The organism is Pectobacterium sp. F1-1, from assembly GCF_025643735.1.
Classification (GTDB): domain Bacteria; phylum Pseudomonadota; class Gammaproteobacteria; order Enterobacterales; family Enterobacteriaceae; genus Pectobacterium; species Pectobacterium colocasium.
Window position 1 is genome coordinate 2090699 of record NZ_CP104733.1, and the last position, 16629, is coordinate 2107327.

Annotated in this window: 17 protein-coding genes; 9 read left to right on the top strand and 8 right to left on the bottom strand. The window is 51.2% G+C overall.

What is annotated here, in order from left to right; genetic code table 11:
* Positions 1 to 8 precede the first annotated feature (8 nt).
* Positions 9 to 239: a DNA polymerase III subunit theta gene (locus NAL19_RS09170; protein ID WP_225087915.1), complete on the bottom strand. Its 231-nt coding sequence runs from the start codon at positions 237 to 239 to the stop codon at positions 9 to 11.
* A 371-nt stretch (positions 240 to 610) separates the two neighbouring features.
* Between NAL19_RS09170 and ftnA the strand changes: the two genes are divergently transcribed.
* The 4 genes from ftnA to NAL19_RS09190 all read left to right on the top strand — a co-directional run bounded on the left by ftnA (position 611) and on the right by NAL19_RS09190 (position 3064).
* The gene (gene ftnA, locus NAL19_RS09175) at positions 611 to 1117 is read left to right on the top strand and encodes a non-heme ferritin (RefSeq protein ID WP_225087916.1); all 507 of its coding nucleotides are present in this window, start codon (positions 611 to 613) and stop codon (positions 1115 to 1117) included.
* 282 nt (positions 1118 to 1399) lie between these two features.
* Complete coding sequence (locus tag NAL19_RS09180) at positions 1400 to 1756, top strand: YebY family protein (protein ID WP_225087917.1); 357 nt, start codon at positions 1400 to 1402, stop codon at positions 1754 to 1756.
* Positions 1757 to 2315: 559 nt separating this feature from the next.
* A complete protein-coding gene (gene cspG / locus NAL19_RS09185; RefSeq protein WP_010275831.1) occupies positions 2316 to 2528 on the top strand; it encodes a cold shock protein CspG in 213 nt (70 codons plus the stop codon).
* A gap of 389 nt (positions 2529 to 2917) precedes the next feature.
* A complete protein-coding gene (locus tag NAL19_RS09190) occupies positions 2918 to 3064 on the top strand; it encodes a hypothetical protein (protein WP_225087919.1) in 147 nt (48 codons plus the stop codon).
* 47 nt (positions 3065 to 3111) lie between these two features.
* On the opposite strand, the gene NAL19_RS09195 is transcribed toward NAL19_RS09190, so the two are convergent.
* Entirely contained in the window at positions 3112 to 3594 is a 483-nt protein-coding gene (locus NAL19_RS09195) for a hypothetical protein (RefSeq protein WP_263059481.1), read from the bottom strand.
* A 264-nt stretch (positions 3595 to 3858) separates the two neighbouring features.
* Entirely contained in the window at positions 3859 to 4086 is a 228-nt protein-coding gene (locus NAL19_RS09200; protein ID WP_263059482.1) for a YdgH/BhsA/McbA-like domain containing protein, read from the bottom strand.
* Positions 4087 to 4290: 204 nt separating this feature from the next.
* Here NAL19_RS09200 and NAL19_RS09205 point away from each other — a divergent pair, with 204 nt between their 5' ends.
* Positions 4291 to 5358, top strand: a complete 1068-nt coding sequence (locus tag NAL19_RS09205) for a malate/lactate/ureidoglycolate dehydrogenase (RefSeq protein WP_263059483.1) — start codon at positions 4291 to 4293, stop codon at positions 5356 to 5358.
* A gap of 39 nt (positions 5359 to 5397) precedes the next feature.
* On the top strand, positions 5398 to 6093 hold the full coding sequence (locus NAL19_RS09210; protein ID WP_263059484.1) for an extensin family protein: 696 nt from the start codon (positions 5398 to 5400) through the stop codon (positions 6091 to 6093).
* Between the two features lie 19 nt (positions 6094 to 6112).
* Here the strand turns inward: NAL19_RS09210 and NAL19_RS09215 are convergent, their stop codons facing one another.
* From NAL19_RS09215 to yebS, 4 genes are all read right to left on the bottom strand, one after another.
* Positions 6113 to 6304, bottom strand: a complete 192-nt coding sequence (locus NAL19_RS09215; RefSeq protein WP_263059485.1) for a YebW family protein — start codon at positions 6302 to 6304, stop codon at positions 6113 to 6115.
* Between the two features lie 116 nt (positions 6305 to 6420).
* Entirely contained in the window at positions 6421 to 7875 is a 1455-nt protein-coding gene (gene rsmF / locus NAL19_RS09220; protein WP_263059486.1) for a 16S rRNA (cytosine(1407)-C(5))-methyltransferase RsmF, read from the bottom strand.
* Positions 7876 to 8019: 144 nt separating this feature from the next.
* On the bottom strand, positions 8020 to 10662 hold the full coding sequence (locus NAL19_RS09225) for a PqiB family protein (RefSeq protein WP_263059487.1): 2643 nt from the start codon (positions 10660 to 10662) through the stop codon (positions 8020 to 8022).
* A gap of 2 nt (positions 10663 to 10664) precedes the next feature.
* Complete coding sequence (gene yebS, locus NAL19_RS09230; protein WP_225087927.1) at positions 10665 to 11945, bottom strand: membrane integrity lipid transport subunit YebS; 1281 nt, start codon at positions 11943 to 11945, stop codon at positions 10665 to 10667.
* 307 nt (positions 11946 to 12252) lie between these two features.
* Between yebS and NAL19_RS09235 the strand changes: the two genes are divergently transcribed.
* The 3 genes from NAL19_RS09235 to prc all read left to right on the top strand — a co-directional run bounded on the left by NAL19_RS09235 (position 12253) and on the right by prc (position 15637).
* Positions 12253 to 12759 (top strand): GAF domain-containing protein, encoded by a 507-nt coding sequence (locus tag NAL19_RS09235; protein WP_263059488.1) that lies wholly within the window; start codon positions 12253 to 12255, stop codon positions 12757 to 12759.
* An 84-nt stretch (positions 12760 to 12843) separates the two neighbouring features.
* Positions 12844 to 13602: an RNA chaperone ProQ gene (gene proQ / locus NAL19_RS09240; protein ID WP_263059489.1), complete on the top strand. Its 759-nt coding sequence runs from the start codon at positions 12844 to 12846 to the stop codon at positions 13600 to 13602.
* 19 nt (positions 13603 to 13621) lie between these two features.
* Positions 13622 to 15637, top strand: a complete 2016-nt coding sequence (prc, locus tag NAL19_RS09245; RefSeq protein ID WP_263059490.1) for a carboxy terminal-processing peptidase — start codon at positions 13622 to 13624, stop codon at positions 15635 to 15637.
* A gap of 121 nt (positions 15638 to 15758) precedes the next feature.
* Here prc and NAL19_RS09250 read toward each other — a convergent pair whose 3' ends face one another.
* Positions 15759 to 16625 (bottom strand): helix-turn-helix transcriptional regulator, encoded by an 867-nt coding sequence (locus NAL19_RS09250; protein ID WP_263059491.1) that lies wholly within the window; start codon positions 16623 to 16625, stop codon positions 15759 to 15761.
* Positions 16626 to 16629: the final 4 nt, after the last annotated feature.

Consider the following 16629-nt stretch of genomic DNA (forward strand, 5'->3'; position numbering starts at 1 on the left):
GGGGAAGGCTATTTAGCTTTGGGCTCGTAGGGTAAACGCGAGAACTGAAGTGAGCGCTGGCGATAAAACATTACGCGTTCGCGAAAATAGTTACGTAGGTGCTCGGGCTGCTCTCTCTCAACGGCCTCTGGAATGACCGGCATATTGTAACGTTCTTTGAAGGCAACGCCTGATGCCGCCAAATCCACGTTAACTTTATCCATCTCCTCTTTGGACAACTCCGCCAGACTATAGCCCATACCATTTTCTCCTGCCGATTGATCACAGACTGATGTGCGCCACGGTAAAGTAGTGGCAGGAAAATGGCAAGTGTTCGCCTTATCATGTGGATGTTTATTATTCTTATTACGAAATAGGAATCATTTTTAATACGGAAATTTCATAAGTGATATAAAACGCGGTTGTTATTTTTGATAATAAAAATGATTCGCAATAATATATTCCCCTAAGAGGTAGTTGATAATAAATATCAATAACAATATTCGTAATGCATTGTTTTTGTTGTTTGTTTTATTAATTAACTTGTGATGTTAATAAAGTGTTTTTTATTTTATTTTTTCAGGCATAATGCCCTGAATAATTTCACCTGCCGGGAAAATAGGGAGTTAATATGTTAAAAAAAGAAATGATTCAGAAGCTGAATGAGCAACTTAATCTGGAATTTTATTCCGCGAATTTGTATCTGCAGATGAGCGCATGGTGCGGTGACAAAGGTTTTGAAGGCGCATCCAGTTTCCTGAAGACGCATTCTCAGGAAGAAATGCAGCACATGCAGCGCCTGTTTGACTATCTGGACGACACCGGAAGCCTGCCTGTATTAGGCGCGATTGCTGCACCGCCGATTGATTTTGATTCATTGGCTGATGTCTTCAAGCTGACCTATGAACACGAACAACTGATCACTGCAAAAATTAATGAGCTGGCGCATGAGGCGATGGCGCTGCAAGACTACTCCACATTTAACTTCCTGCAATGGTACGTTGCTGAACAGCACGAAGAAGAGAAACTGTTCCGTTCCATTCTGGACAAACTGGCTCTGGTCAAAGCCAGCGAAGGCGGCCTGTTCTTCATCGATCAGGACCTGAAAAAAATGTCTGCGGCGGCACCGTCAGCCTAACGACAAGCGACGCTTCTGTCGGCCAATGATGACTTGAATGATGCGGGATACTGTTCTCTTTATCCCGCAATTTTCCCCTTCTGAACGACCTTTCTGCCGGTATCAAACCGCCGATGTTATTCCTGACGTCGCGCTCGACTTCATCTGCCTCTGTCGCTATGATCGCCTCAGTAGTGATATACAACATTCTGTTTTATAAGGTTTGTGCCGTCTTTCTCTGAGTTAGATAAGACTGCAAAACTTACACACATCATTGTCTGAATACGCCATGTCGGGAATACCATGATGAAGAAACTCTTGCTATCTATCGTGCTTACCTCACTTTCTGTGAATGCTTTTGCTGCTGCGAAACTGGCCAATATCAGCCGGTTGGAATACGGCGATCGTTGGGCTTTCACCCGTGAAGAAGTTCAACTGATTTGCCGCCCAGGTAATGCGCTGTACGCCTTACACACCGGGACGCTGATGCAGTATCCGCTGAACGATGTTGCTATCGCACAGATGAAGTCCGGGCAGGTGAGTGCACAGCCGATAGATGCAATCTGGTTGGACGATCCTAAACATCCCGGCCAGAAGAAAAGTCTTCAGCCATTTATCGAGCGTGCAGAACAACTGTGTCAGCCAGAGGCGACACCATGAAGTAATTGATTTATCTATTGATGTTAACCAGTTACTTCTTAATGGTTAAAACAAAGTGTGAAATCTGTTCCATTTGTGATAATTACGCGCGGGTTGAGGCTGGAAAACGTGGGGGAGTTGGCTAAGCTTAAATCTACAGGGCTAGCACAGCTTGTATAAATGCCAACTTTTAGCGCACGGCTCTCCCAAGAGCCATTTCCCTAGACCGAATACAGGAATCGTATTCGGTCTTTTTTTTGGTTTAAAACCCTAATGAATGAAAAACGGCGTTCAGTCGTCTATTTTCTGATTTGTTTTTTCTTTAAAAAAGAGAAAAATTGGCTGCAACGGGGCTGTTTTATAGCATGCCTGAAAATAATATCTTGCTAAAGATTGTTAGACGTGCGTTAATAGCTCGTCGGTTTGATTCGCAGACCTAAAAGCAGTTTAGTAAAGCAGTTCTCATCTCCAAGTGTTATCCATAGATATCCCTTCTTTTGAGCCTCCTTCTCGTTGCTAATTAAATTCTGTGCACAGGCCCTATTTGCCGGAAGGCGCTATACAAATTAAGGTAATCTCTATGTCTAATAAAATGACTGGTTTAGTAAAATGGTTTGACGCGGGTAAAGGTTTTGGTTTCATTACTCCTGACAACGGCAGCAAAGATGTATTCGTACATTTCTCTGCTATTCAGAGCAATGATTTCAAAACGCTGGACGAAGGCCAAAAGGTTGAGTTCACCATTGAAAATGGCCAGAAAGGCCCAGCAGCTGGCAACGTTGTCGCACTGTAAGACGCCGCGCCGTAATAAAGCTACACTAAGCTGCACTATAAATTTGAAGTGATGCTTTTCTTGCGATAGCGATGATGGTTTAAGCCGGAGCAGTCAAGAGAAGTAATAAAGAACCCCTGGCGTGAAGCTGGGGGTTTTTGTTTAAACCTCATACTGTATCTTCAGCAGATGTTATTTTCAGAAATCATCGGAAAATATATCTTGCTTCGTATCACCTACAGATATTCCCCTTCGTTAGCTATTTTATAAATAGCGAAAATAATTGTTCTCTCTTATATAAAATATCTTTGTCACAACGGAATCGGAAGATTCATGCCCCGTTTGTAGCGATTATCGACTAAGTTAATAGAAGACAACGTTAATAAAACACGACGTGATAGGAGGAAACGATGACTGAGAAAAATGCAGACACCAAACATAAGGATGAAAAGGATCATCCGGCAAAAGAGGCGCCGAAAGATCGGGGAGAGATTCCTCGCAAACGCGATGACAGCAAAGACGATGTTGAAGATCCGTTTGATGCGAATAAGGATTAATAGGTTGGCGACAGATTTCTGTCGCCAATGTCATGCGGAAAAGAGAATCAGTGCGTTTTGGCCGCCGCAGCACCCAATGCGTCAGGGGTGAAATAATCGTTGTCGTCGACAATCGGAATATAAATTCTGACCCACTCGGTGCCTTCAACCATCTCCCAGCTATGTCCTTCCCCCTGCGTATCGGCGGCAATCAAAACCGTTCCGGGAGAAAGCAGGAAAGTAGAACCATCGCTGACCCGAAATTTCAGCGTGCCTTTCAGCGTGATGACATATTGCTTGCGCGGTGCTGGGTGGACATTCATTTCCCAGGCTTCAGTGGCATTACTGAGCCAAAATTTCTGCGCGGTGATTTTTTCCAGCGCGGGCACGCTGCCTGTCACGAAGGCTGAGTGATTGTCGGGTGTATTGATCAGTTTGATGGCCGGTATCCGTGCTTCCTCAGCGTGAGTCGAAGGAGGCGCAGCCGAATAAGCCGTAGCGGAAAACCATAATCCGGCAAGCGCCAGAAGAAAACGCGATGTCTTTTTCATTTAAATAAAATCCATATTATCTATGTCCGATGAGCAGGCAAAACCCTATCTATGTCGGCCGTCTCTGTGTACGTCTTACAACGTCGGGGATGGTACTGCTGGGGGAGATCCTTCACCAGATGGTTAAAGCAATCGCACTGATTGGTATCGCGCTTGATTTGTTTGTATTTTATTCAAAATGGGAGGGGGAATCGGCAAGTGGGCGCAAGATGGGGAAAGCGATGCGACAGAGGAGCCCTGAGGCTCCCTGACGTCTGGCACGGTTTATTTATACAGAATCGCGGTGCCGCGTAATTGATTGTTACCGGTAGCAGAAACGATGCGATATGACGATGCACCCGCTTTTTTGGCTTTTTGCGCAACCTGTGCTTCGAAACCGTCTAACGTTTTTGCACCGCTAACGGAAACCGTCGCGATTTCTTGTGCTGCAAAAGCGCCGAAAGACAACGTAGAAAGTGCGATAACTGCGATAAAATTTTTGATGTTTTTCATGATTCATTCCTTCACGTTTTATGGTGTTAATTAGGCGATTTGCCTTGATGTGAGAAATGATAGCTCTATGTTCTGGCAATGAATACCAGATAGATTTGCTATTCTTTTTCAAAAATATTGTTCTTTATTGGCTGTGCCATTCATTCCGGTTCCGCAGTAGGATGAAATCGGTGAAGAATAAATCAGTAGATGAAGGGAAGAGATATGCAGATTTCAGCCAGTCGTCTGATGGCGACGATGCAAAGCGTATTGCAAAAAGCAGGATGTGAAGAAAACGAAGCCCGTATTGTCACCGAACACCTTGTGAGCGCGAATCTGAAAGGGCATGACAGCCACGGAGTGGGGATGTTGCCACACTATGTGGAGTTTATCGGGAAAGGCATCATGCACCCGAATACCCCGGCGCGTTTACTGCGCGACAGCGGAGCGGTGCTGCAATTTACTGGCGATCGTGGGTTTGGTCAGCGTACAGGTAAAGAAGCGATGCAGGCGGCCATTGACCGAGTGAAAACGACGGGCGTGTGTTTAATGACGCTGTCGTCTACCTGCCATTTGGGACGCATCGGTACCTATGGGGAAATGGCGGCGGACGCCGGGCTCGTGTCGATACATTTTGTCAACGTCAACGATCTTGACCCGATTGTGGCGCCCTGGTGTGGCAGTGAGGCGCGTTTTGGGACGAACCCTATCTGCATTGCGTTTCCGCCCACGGCGCATAATGCGGCCTTTATTCTGGATTTCGCCACCAGCGTGGTGGCGTTGGGGAAAACCCGTGTTGCGTATCTGGCAGGTAAAACCTTTGATGAAGAGGTCATGCTGGATTGCAACGGCGTGTCTACTAACGATCCTAAAGTCATGTGGGAAGGCGAGAAGCACGGGGCCTTAAAACCGATTGCGAAACATAAAGGTGGCGGATTGATTTTAGCGGCTGAAATGCTGGCGGGATTACTCTCCGGTGGTGGAACCATTCAACCGGAGAACGAACGTCAGGGGGCGATCGTCAATAACATGACGACGATTGTTATCGACCCAGCCAGCATGGTGTCGATGGCATGGTTGCAAAAAGAATATGATGCGATGCTGGATTATGTTCGTTCTTCAACGGCACCCGATCCGGCACAGCCCATTTTAATGGCTGGTGAACCAGAACGTATTTCTCAGGCGCAGCGCCACGCAGACGGTATTTATCTGTCCGATCAGGAGTGGCAGAAAATTGTGGAGGCGGGCGTCTCTCTGGGGATGAATCCGGCTGAGTTTACGCTAATAGCATAATATGACTCAGGAGAAGGAAATAATCGGAGGGCGGTGCTGATGCGGGGATGGTTGATAGCTGCGGTGATATTGGGGGCGTTAGCGGCGATGGCACCCTGGATCCAACGTCAACTCCCGCCCGGTTACGATCCCTTTTCTCCACTGTCCGTCGATGACCCGCCTACGTTTATTACCCGACTGAAAATGAAATCTGTCGCCAGCGATCCTGATGCTTGTTTGGCAGTGTTAAAACAGGCGCGGGAAAACGGGCGGCTACGCTTCTCCGAGGCCAATAATATCAGTGGGCAATGTCCGGTGGCGTCGCCCGTGCGGGTGCAAGGTTTTGGCGTGGTCACACTCAGTTCCAGCTTTCTGGCGAGTTGTCGATTAGCGTTGAGTAGCACGATGTTTGTGACGCAGGTCGCTGTGCCGCAGGCGCGGTCGCTTGGCACGTCGCTAGCGCGCATCGACCATATGGGCAGCTACGCCTGTCGCAATGTCTATCATCGGCCAGAAGGACGCTTGAGTGAGCATGCAACGGCGGACGCGTGGGATATCGCGGCGTTTCGTCTCTCTGATGGACGACAGATTAGCGTTCTGAACCAGTGGCCGGCAACGGACGATCGCGGCAGCTATTTACGCGCCACGTTCAGGGAAAGCTGCCGCTTTTTTGGTAACTCGCTAGGGCCGGAATACAACGCCGCACACGCTAATCACTTTCACTTTGGTATGCGCGGTTTTGGCGTGTGTCGATGAGAAAACGCAGATGGGAAAACTAAAACTCAGCATGCTCTTGAGCGGGGATCCAGAAGCCATCGATATACTCTTCGATGGGGAAACAGCCCGCGCGGCGCAGGCGTTGTTCATCCATCGCTTGCAGACACTGCGCTTCGGTATTGTAGGCACCGACGACCACATCGTCACAGCCATGCCCGAGATAACAAACAAATATCACTAACGCAAACATGCTGTTCTCCAGACATTACTGATCCTCTCTAGAGAGGATAGATGAAAATCCGTGAGGGAAGAGAGAACGCATGGTTCATCAGGTGGTTTTATCGCCACCTGATGCAGAAACCGTATTTATTCTTTAGCCAAAGGTTGAGCAGAAGAGGCGCCATCCCGCACTAAATCGCGCGGCAGGCTGTTTTTTATCCGGCTATTGATGCGTTTGGCCAGACCGACGGGGGTGTTCTGGTAGGTTAAAATCAGCTCATCCGCAGCAGGGATCGGTTCTGGATAACAGTCTTTGCCCTGAAACCACTCGCAGGCGATGTTATCGGTCAGCGCGTAGGCATTGCCTGCGTGTGGATTGGCCAGCGCGACAATCGCTTCATGTTGCCAGCGGAAACCTTTAGGGAAGCGCTCGGCGAGTTTAATGCCAATCCGCGAGAATTTGATATTGCCAAAAGCAGAGGTTAGCGCCGCAGGGAAAAGCCAGATCTCGCTATCACGCTGCCACAGTTGCAGTAACGTCTCATCCCAGTAAATGCCCTGCTTACGTGCCGCCTGTATGAGTGGTGTGCAATCTTTGGGGGCAACCGGAGAGAACGGGAATTTACCGACTTTATAACCCGGGCGCGGCAGCGGCGGCACGCTGGCCGTCTTGCGCAAACGGGCAACAAAGAAGCCTTCGCTGTCATAAATCTGTGGGAAGACGTGCAGGAAACCGTCTTCCGTTGTGGCACGTTCGGCATCGGTGAAGAGGTCGCGTAACGATTCAAATTCACACGCCTCGGGAAACTGTGTCTGTAACCAATGGCAAACTTGCTGATTTTCCTGCCGATTCAGCGTACAGGTGGAGTAAATCATCACGCCGCCGGGCTTCAGGGCATGGAATGCGCTCAGAATCAGGTCGCGCTGCGTGGCGGCTATCTCGGTAATGCTCTCCTGATACCAGTGGCTCATAGCCGTCGGATCCTTCCTCACCACGCCTTCACCGGAACACGGGGCATCGAGCAGTATTGCATCAAAATATTCCGGCAGCGCTGCGCCGAAAACCCGCCCGTCGAAGTGTGTCAGCGCGGTATTGCTGACGCCGCAGCGGCTGATGTTGGCATGCAGCACTTTTACCCGACTGGCCGAATACTCGTTGGCGATAATGGCCCCTTCATTATTCATCCGTGCTGCGATCTGCGTGGTTTTAGAACCCGGTGCGGCCGCGACGTCCAACACCGTTTCCAGCGTATCGTTGCAATGGAACAGAGCGCTGACGGGCAGCATGGAGCTGGCTTCCTGAATGTAAAACAGCCCGCTTAGGTGCTCCAGCGTATTGCCTAGCCGCGTGTTTTCCTCTTCTGCATTCAGCAGCCAGAAGCCTTCCTGACACCAGGGAATCGGTTCGAGCTGCCAGCCATAGGGTTGTACGAGCTGCAAGAAGGCATCGACGCTGATTTTTAACGTATTGACGCGGATGCTCCGGCGCAGTGGGCGCTGGCAGGCGGAAATAAAATCGTCCATCGAAAGCGATGAAGGCATGATGTCCCGCATCGTGTCGAGAAATTCAGCTGGCAGGCTGGCTGGGGTAAATTTTGCCACGGCGTGGTTCCGTACAGTTTATTCAGTAAAACGAGGGGAAGAAGCGGCGAAGTGTAGCACGGTTCTTTCATGCATCATGCGAAAACGACAAGATGGCGCGTGAAAACGACAGGGCGATCGTTGCCGCCCTGTCGGGTATGAGCGTTAATTATTGGGAGGATTCGGAATCGCCGTACCCCATTGCCGCCACTCTTTGGGTTCCTCGTTTCGCAGCAGGAAATGTTTCCCTTCCTGCGCTTTAGGCGCGAGCGGCGTGCTGGGCGGTGTGGCAAACGCGATACCGCCGCGGATGAACTGCTGGAAGGTTCCGCTCTTGATGACGCCGCCCGTCAGGCCAAACTCCAGATTGTAGCCAGAAGCGAGCCAGAAGACGGAATTGTCACGCACCAGATGCTGATAGCGCTTGCTGATCCGCAGCGACACCGCGATACGATCGGAAAGCGTACCCAGCGACAGGCCAGTTACCGTACCCACTTCTATGCCGCGGAACAGCACTGGCGTACCGACCTGTAACGCGCCAGCTTCCGGTGCGTCAACGCTGATATTCAAGCCGTCCTGATAGCGAGAATCGGAGATCGTGGCCTGTTGCAACTCAAAATTACGTGTGACGCTGCCGTTACCCGGTTCGACGTTGATATAAGGCTGGAATAGTGTTTCCAGATGGTTCACGCCAGCGGCGGAAATTTCCGGTGTGACGACGGAAAAACGCGTTCCGGCACGGGCGAAATTACGCACATATTCAGGATAGAGCACGGCCTGTACCAGCACTTCGTTACGCTGCTCGGACAGCTTCAACGAATCCAATTGACCGATATCAATGCCCAGGTAGCGAATCGGCATGCCCGGCGCGAGTTTACTGGCGTCGTAGGTGCGCAGAATGATACGGCTTCCCACGGCGCGCGCCGCCGTTTCGTTGTTGTACAGGACGCGCTTGCCGCCTTTAATTTCCGGTGCGCCTTCCAGATTATCAAAACTGATCGCGCCCTTAAGTGCCCGATTCAACGGGGAAGCCTGCACGGTCAAGCCTGAGGTATTCAACTGCACACGGGCGCCGCCTTCTGCCCAGAACACGCTGTTTTCCGTCAGCAGCTTACGGTGTTCGGGACGAATATAAACGTCAACCTCAAAGGTATCTGCCTTTGGCCGCACCCGCATGATTTCACCTACCTGAAATTTACGGTACAGCACGATGGAACCGTCCTGAATATCCGGCAGGCTATCGGTCACTAAGGTGAGGGTCGGTGAGGGGGTGGAACCACGAATACCTTCTTCGGCTTTTTCGAGATCGCTGAACAGCGGGTAACGGGTTTGCACGTCGCCTTTGCTGCCTGGTAAAACCTGAATACCGCCGCTGACCCACTCTTGCGCGCTGGCACCCAGCACTTGAATTCCATCCAGCCCCATCTTCACATTTACGCGGCTGTTAACGATGAATTTGCTGTCGCGGTGCAATAACTGACGATATCGTGGCTCGATCACCAAAATGAAGCTGACGCCTTGTTCATCCAGCGTGCGCTTCACCACCTGACCGATCTGCACACCGTGCAGCAGCACGGGTTGACCGCTATCAATGCCATAGCTCTGTGCCGCCGTGAGCTGGATAGACAGCGCGCCGGGCTGACTAAGCTGCTGTTGTCCACTATCCAGCACGGTAAAATGCTGGCGCGGTTCGCCTTCGCCGGGGATGAGCGTCAACGTTGGGCCGCTCAGCAGGCGTGACACATTCAGGTCGCTGAGCGAAAGCTGGGGTTTGCTGAGTTCGATACGTGTGCCTTCACGCATCAGCGACACGACGGAAGGATCGATGATTAGCTCTCCGCTGACCTTGCCGTCGTCTGGATTTAACGTGATTTTATTTAGCGTACCGACTTCCAGCCCCTGATACATCAGTGGGGTACGGCCTTCGGAGAGGCTGTCACCGGAAGGTAAGTCCAGCGCGATTTTCACTCCGCGCTGGCTCTGTGCCAGATCGGGATAGAGGCGATAAGATTGCTCGGCACTTGCGTCCTCGCTCTCTTCCGGTGAATCGAACGCGATCGCGCCGTTCACCAACGCCGCCAGATTTTCCATCTCAATTTTCGCACCGCTGACGCTGATGTCCGCATTAAAGCCAGACACGTTCCAGAAGCGGCTGTTCTTCTTCACCAGATGGGTAAAACGGCGTTCCACCAGCACGTCAATCATGACACCACGGCGATCCTGAGAAACGGTGTAGTCGTAGACTTTTCCCACCGGAATTTTGCGGTAGTAAACCAGCGAACCGGTGTTCAGTGAACCGAGGTCGTCCGCATGGAGGTGAATCAGCAATTCTCCGGTATTCACGCGGTATTTGGGCTGCGTATCCAGCGCAGAAAAGTGCTCTTGCGGCTCGCCGGAACCGGGCATCATCCCGATATAGTTCCCGCCCACCAGCGCATCCAATCCTGAAACCCCGGCGAGAGAGGCTTTCGGTGTGACCAGCCAAAACTGCGTCCCGCTGCGCAAGGCTTCCTTCATGTCACTTTTGATGCTGGCTTCGACCTGGATAGTACGCAGATCTTCGCTCAGCTTGATGTTTTGCACCGTGCCGACTTCCACTCCCTGATAGCGCACGGGGGTACGCCCGGCCACAATCCCATCGGCGGAGACGAAATCAATGGTGACGGTGGTGCCGCGCTCCTGCTGATTGGTGTAAATCAGCCAGCCAGCAATCATCAGCGCAATCAGCGGCAATAGCCAAAACGGCGACAGGCGACGCTTGTTTTTCACGGTCGCTTCGGTTGGTGTCCCAGGCGTATTATCTTGCATTGTTATTCCACATCAGTGTTATCCCACATCAGTCGGCTATCCAGCCATTCAACGGCAAGGATAGTGAGAATCACCGCCGCGCCAAAGTAAAAGGCAGCAGGCCCCATGGTGAAAGCGAGGAGTTGATCGCGATTGACGAGCGACATCGTCAAGGCAATCACAAATAAATCGAGCATAGACCAGCGGCCAATCCAGCGGATAATACGCAGCATCTTCATGCGCATCATGATATTGCCTTCTGACCGGAGATGGATACTCACCAGCAGCCCGAACAACACCAGCACTTTGGTAAACGGCACCAGAATACTGGCAATAAATACCACCAGCGCAACAGGAACATTGCCTGATGCGAGCGAAAGAATACCGGAGAAGATCGTGTCTTCTGTGCGGGCACCATTGACATAAATAATTGATATCGGTAACAGGTTAGCGGGGAACAGTAAAATGATGGAAGCAATCAGTGCTGCCCAGGATTTTTGCAGACTGTGCCGCTGGCGTAAGCGGAGCGGAATATGACAACGAGGGCAGCGCCCCCGATTGTCGGGCGAACTGGTGAAATGGCAGGAAAGACAGATACGATAGCGATCCGGTGCAATCAACGGCCTCATGCGCGGGTAAAACCGCTGCCACAGTTGGTCGGTATTTAAATGAATCAGCGTCAGCAGGCTTAAGCTCATCAGCGCCAGAAACGCGACCAGCCCGATACCCGCCTGAACATCCGCGAATTCACGAACTTTGATCGCGGCGACGGCCATGCCGACCAGATAGATATCCAGCATCATCCACTCTTTTAACCGTTGCAACATGAGCAGGATGGGGCGCAAATTCATGCCGATGCGGGGAGCAAAGAACAGGTATAACAGCGAAAAGACCAGCGTGAGCGGTGCGCCTACGGTACAGAAGGCGACCATACTTGCCGTGAGTGGATGCCCCTGACGGGTGATTTGCCAAATGCCTTCAAACAGGCTGGCATTGATGGTGACGCCCAGAAGACGAATGCTGATTAACGGTTCCGTGAAAGCAAACGGCATCAATACCAGCATGGCAACGGCCATCGCAGCAAGCCGGGAAATGGGCCAGTCTCTGCCTGAACTGACTCTGGCATCGCAGCGCGGGCAGTTCGCTGTCTGGTTCCGCTTCAACGGCGGCAGAGCAAAAAAGGCATCACATTCCGGGCAGCGATGATAACGATCGATCGCGGGAATGGCACTTTTCGCCCCCTCGGTTAACGGCGGTCGGGGAGAGGGAAACGGCGCAGGACTGGCAATATTATGTATTTTCATTTTCCCTGCGATCCGGTAGAAGGTGTTGAGTTCCGTTATATTCACGATAGATAACGTATTCACAGCTATTTAGTGTAACTGAAGGCTCAACGAATGATAAATTCATAATAAGGCTCTGATCTCTGCCCGATATTATTTTTCTGGTGGAAATAGCACGATATGCGTGACAGCAGTACAGTAAAGCGAAGGATTCTTCGCGCGAAGGCGCTAATCTTATGGCATTCTGTAACCGATGCTAATGCAGTCTGTGCGGGAATTGTTCGCACGGTTTTGAAAAGACAACGCTATACGTTATGAATAATACGTTATGAATAAACAAGAATTTTATCAGGATCTCTTTCGCGACATGTCATCGCTTATCGCGGATGAAAACCGTTTTATTACGATCTTATCAAACAGTAGTGCGTTGCTGTTTGAGCGTTTGGATGGGGTTAACTGGGCAGGATTTTACCTGTTGGATAACGACACGCTTTTCCTGGGACCGTTTCAGGGCAAGGTTGCCTGTGTGCGTATTCCTGTTGGCAAAGGTGTATGCGGTGCGGCGATAGCTGAAAATCGCATTCAGCGCGTGGATGATGTCCATGCGTTCCCCGGTCATATCGCCTGTGATGCCGCGAGTAACGCGGAAATCGTGCTACCGCTTGTCGTGAACGGGCAAGTGATTGGCGTTCTGGATATTGACAGTCCCCTTTATCGGCGTTTTGACGCGGATGATGAAGAAGGGCTGAAGGCCGTAGTTAGCGTACTTTGTGCTCAACTGGAAGCGAGCGATGTGATGACATTCATCAATTCTCTCATGTTGAGACAAGGTTAACGTGGCAATTGCCGATGGCGTCATTATAATGACGCCTGTTCATGCCTGCGCCGGTTGGCAAACCCGTTGTAATCAGGAAATTTCATGGAAAATCAACCTAAGTTGAACAGTAGTAAAGAAGTTATTGCCTTTTTGGCAGAGCGGTTCCCGCTTTGTTTCACCACTGAAGGTGAAACGCGTCCGTTAAAGATCGGTATTTTTCAGGATCTTGTTGAGCGTGTACCGGAGTCCGATAACGTCAGTAAGACGCAATTACGCTCTGCGCTGCGTCTGTACACCTCAAGCTGGCGCTATCTGTACGGTGTAAAATTGGGTGCCCAACGTGTCGATCTGGATGGTAATCCGTGTGGCGAGTTGGAACAGCAGCATGTCGATCATGCTCGCACGCAGTTGGAAGAAGCGAAAGCGCGAGTTCAGGCTCAGCGTGCTGAGCAACAGGCGAAAAAACGTGAAGCGGCCGGAGAATCGGCAGACGCGGCACGTGCTCCTCGTCCCGCTCAGAAGCGCGCGCCACGTCGCGATGCTTCAAACAATGCATCCCAAAACCGCACATCCCAAAACAGTGCACCGCGTAAACCTCGTCAGTCTTCTTCCGGCCAATCGCAGTCCTCTTCTCAGCAATCCGCTAATGCTCAATCTCGTCAGGCAAAACCTGCCAGCAATGAGCGTCAGCGTGTAGCGGTTACGGATGTTTCCAAACTGCAAATCGGTCAGGAAATCAAAGTCAGAGCCGGCAAAGACGCCATGGATGCTACCGTGCTTGAAATTGCCAAAGGCGAAGTCAGAGTACAATTGGCTTCTGGACTGGCGATGATTGTACGCGCAGAACATTTGCAGTTCTGATACGGAGGCCAACCTGGGCATGAACAACTTAGTCAGAATAACCGCCATCGCAGGCTTACTGCTGGCGGGCTCTAGTTTTGCAAATGAAAACATTACGCGTGTTGAGCAGATCCCTCAGCTACATCAGGAACCTCAACATGCTACTGTGAGCGACAGGGTGGCCTCACGTTTCCTGCGTTCGCATTATCGCCAGTTTATGCTGGATGCGCAGTTCTCAGAGAAAATTTTTAACCGCTACCTCAACATGCTGGACTACAGCCACAATGTGCTGTTGGCCTCTGATGTGGCGCAATTTTCCGGGCAAAAAGCCCAGTTGGGCGATGCGCTGAAATCGGGGCAGTTGGATGTTCCGTACGCGCTGTACAATCTGGCGCAGAAGCGCCGGTTTGAGCGTTTTCAATATGCGCTGTCGCTGCTGGATAAACCTGTCGATCTGACGGGCAATGATACGTTTGAGCTCGATCGCAGCAAAGCTCCCTGGCCGCAGAACGTCGGTGAACTTAACCGCCTGTGGGATGCCAAGGTAAAATATGACTGGCTCAGCCTGAAGCTGACCGGTAAAGATGATAAAGACATCAAAGAAACGCTGACCAAGCGCTACCAGTTTGCGATTCGCCGTTTGGCGCAGAGCAACAGCGAAGATGTTTTCCAACTCATCATGAACGCTTTTGCGCGTGAAATCGATCCGCATACCAGCTACCTGTCACCGCGTAACACCGAGCAATTCAATACCGAAATGAGCCTGTCGCTCGAAGGGATTGGTGCGGTGCTGCAAATGGATGACGACTACACCATGATTAATTCCATGGTGCCCGGTGGTCCGGCAGCGAAAAGTAAAAATATCACCGTTGGTGACCGTGTCGTTGGCGTAGGCCAAAACGGCAAACCGATGGTCGATGTTATCGGCTGGCGTCTGGATGATGTCGTTGCGCTGATTAAAGGGCCGAAAGGCAGTAAGGTGCGTCTGGAAATTCTGCCTGCAGGCAAAGGGACGAAAACCCGTATTGTCACTCTGACGCGTGAACGCATTCGTCTTGAAGACCGTGCGGTCAAAATGTCCGTCAAGACAGTCGGCAAAGATAAAGTTGGCGTGCTGGATATCCCCGGCTTCTATGTCGGCTTGACGGATGACGTCAAAGTTCAGCTCCAGAAGCTGGAAAAACAGAACGTCAGCAGCATCGTGATTGACTTACGTACTAACGGCGGCGGCGCGCTGACGGAAGCGGTAGGGCTTTCCGGCCTGTTTATCCCAGGCGGCCCGGTGGTGCAGGTGCGCGATAATAATGGCAAAGTGCGTGAAGACAGCGACACCGACGGCATTGTGTATTACAAAGGCCCGCTGGTGGTACTGGTAGACCGTTTCAGTGCTTCCGCCTCCGAGATCTTCGCGGCGGCCATGCAGGATTATGGTCGTGCCTTGATCGTGGGTGAGCCGACGTTCGGCAAAGGCACCGTGCAGCAATATCGTTCGCTGAATCGGATTTACGATCAGATGCTGCGTCCTGACTGGCCAGCGCTGGGGTCCGTGCAATATACGATTCAGAAGTTCTATCGTATTGACGGCGGTAGTACCCAGATGAAGGGTGTAACGCCTGACGTAATGATGCCAACCGGCACCGAAACGGTCGATACCGGCGAGAAGTTTGAAGACAACGCGCTACCGTGGGACAGCATCAAAGCGGCTAACTACACGAAGAGTGGCGATCTGAAGGTGCTGATTAGCACACTGAATGAGCATCATCAGGAGCGTATCGCCAAAGATCCTGAGTTCCAGTACGTTGCACAAGATATCGCTCGCTATAACGCGATGAAGGATAAACGCAACATTGTGTCGCTCAATCTTGCTCAGCGCGAGAAAGAGAATGACGATGATGAAGCGATGCGTCTGAAGCGGATTAACGATCGACTGGCGAGAGAAGGTAAAAAGCCGCTCAAATCGTTGGAAGATCTGCCGAAAGACTATCAGGCACCCGATCCTTATCTGGATGAAACGGTGAAAATCGCTCACGATTTAGCGCAAGAACAGAAAGACTGATACGCTAAAATCGCTCTGATTGTCTGAGATTGTTAAGCGCCCTGTGGGTTATCCGACAGGGCGCTTTTTTTGCAGGTAATTTCTGTCTTCACACCATCGCGGCGAGTGCAGTCAATGACGATTAACGGATCTTGGTGGGTGAACAGCCAAAACGGGTTTTAAACCGTTCGGAAAAACGTGCCGAGGATTTATACCCGCAGGCTTCAGCCAGACGCTGCATACTCCACGATGTCGTTTGTACCAGCATCATCGCGTGTTGCATTCGCGTTTCCAGCAACAGTACTTCAAAGCGAGTCTGCTCGGCAGATAGCCTTCGACGCAGCGTAGCCTCACTCATCGCCAATTGCCGCCCTGCTGACTGTGCGGTCCAGTGACGCTCCGGTTCTTCGCTGATAAGCGCACGCAGTTGTGCCGTAATGCCAGGCTGCGGTGGCGCGCCAAAATGGTATCCTCGTTCCGATAGCACCAACAGCATATCCATCAGACGCAGTTCGAGGCGCGATTCAGTGAGCGTGTTGCTCGTCATTCCCTCAACCAGATACTGCAAGGTATGAGTCAGATCGTCATCCAGTAAGAGGTGCGTGAAAGGCGCGGAAGGATGTACAGGAGCCAATTTTTCGGGATAGCGGTGATAAAACTGCGCCAGAAGCGTGGATGAAAATGTCAGAAAGAGTGACCGAAAGACGGCGTCATGACCGCCGGGCGTTTTCGTCAAATCAGCACTGGCATCAGGAGTAATCAGGCAAAGTTGAGACAGGGTGTCGATAACTGTCGTGCCGCTCTGCTCAATAAGGGTTAATTGGCCGGAGAGAACCAGCAGAAGCGTGGCTTCATAAAAATGAAAGCGCGTTGTCTGCTGTGGTGTGCGCAAATGGGGGTGGGCTAATGCACACAGGCCATACCGTTGTAGCGGCTGGCCTGACGGCAATATCCAGTCCGCCTCTGTACCCAGAGGCGGAGCTGAGGAGCGTAATGCGGTCACGCTCATTGCC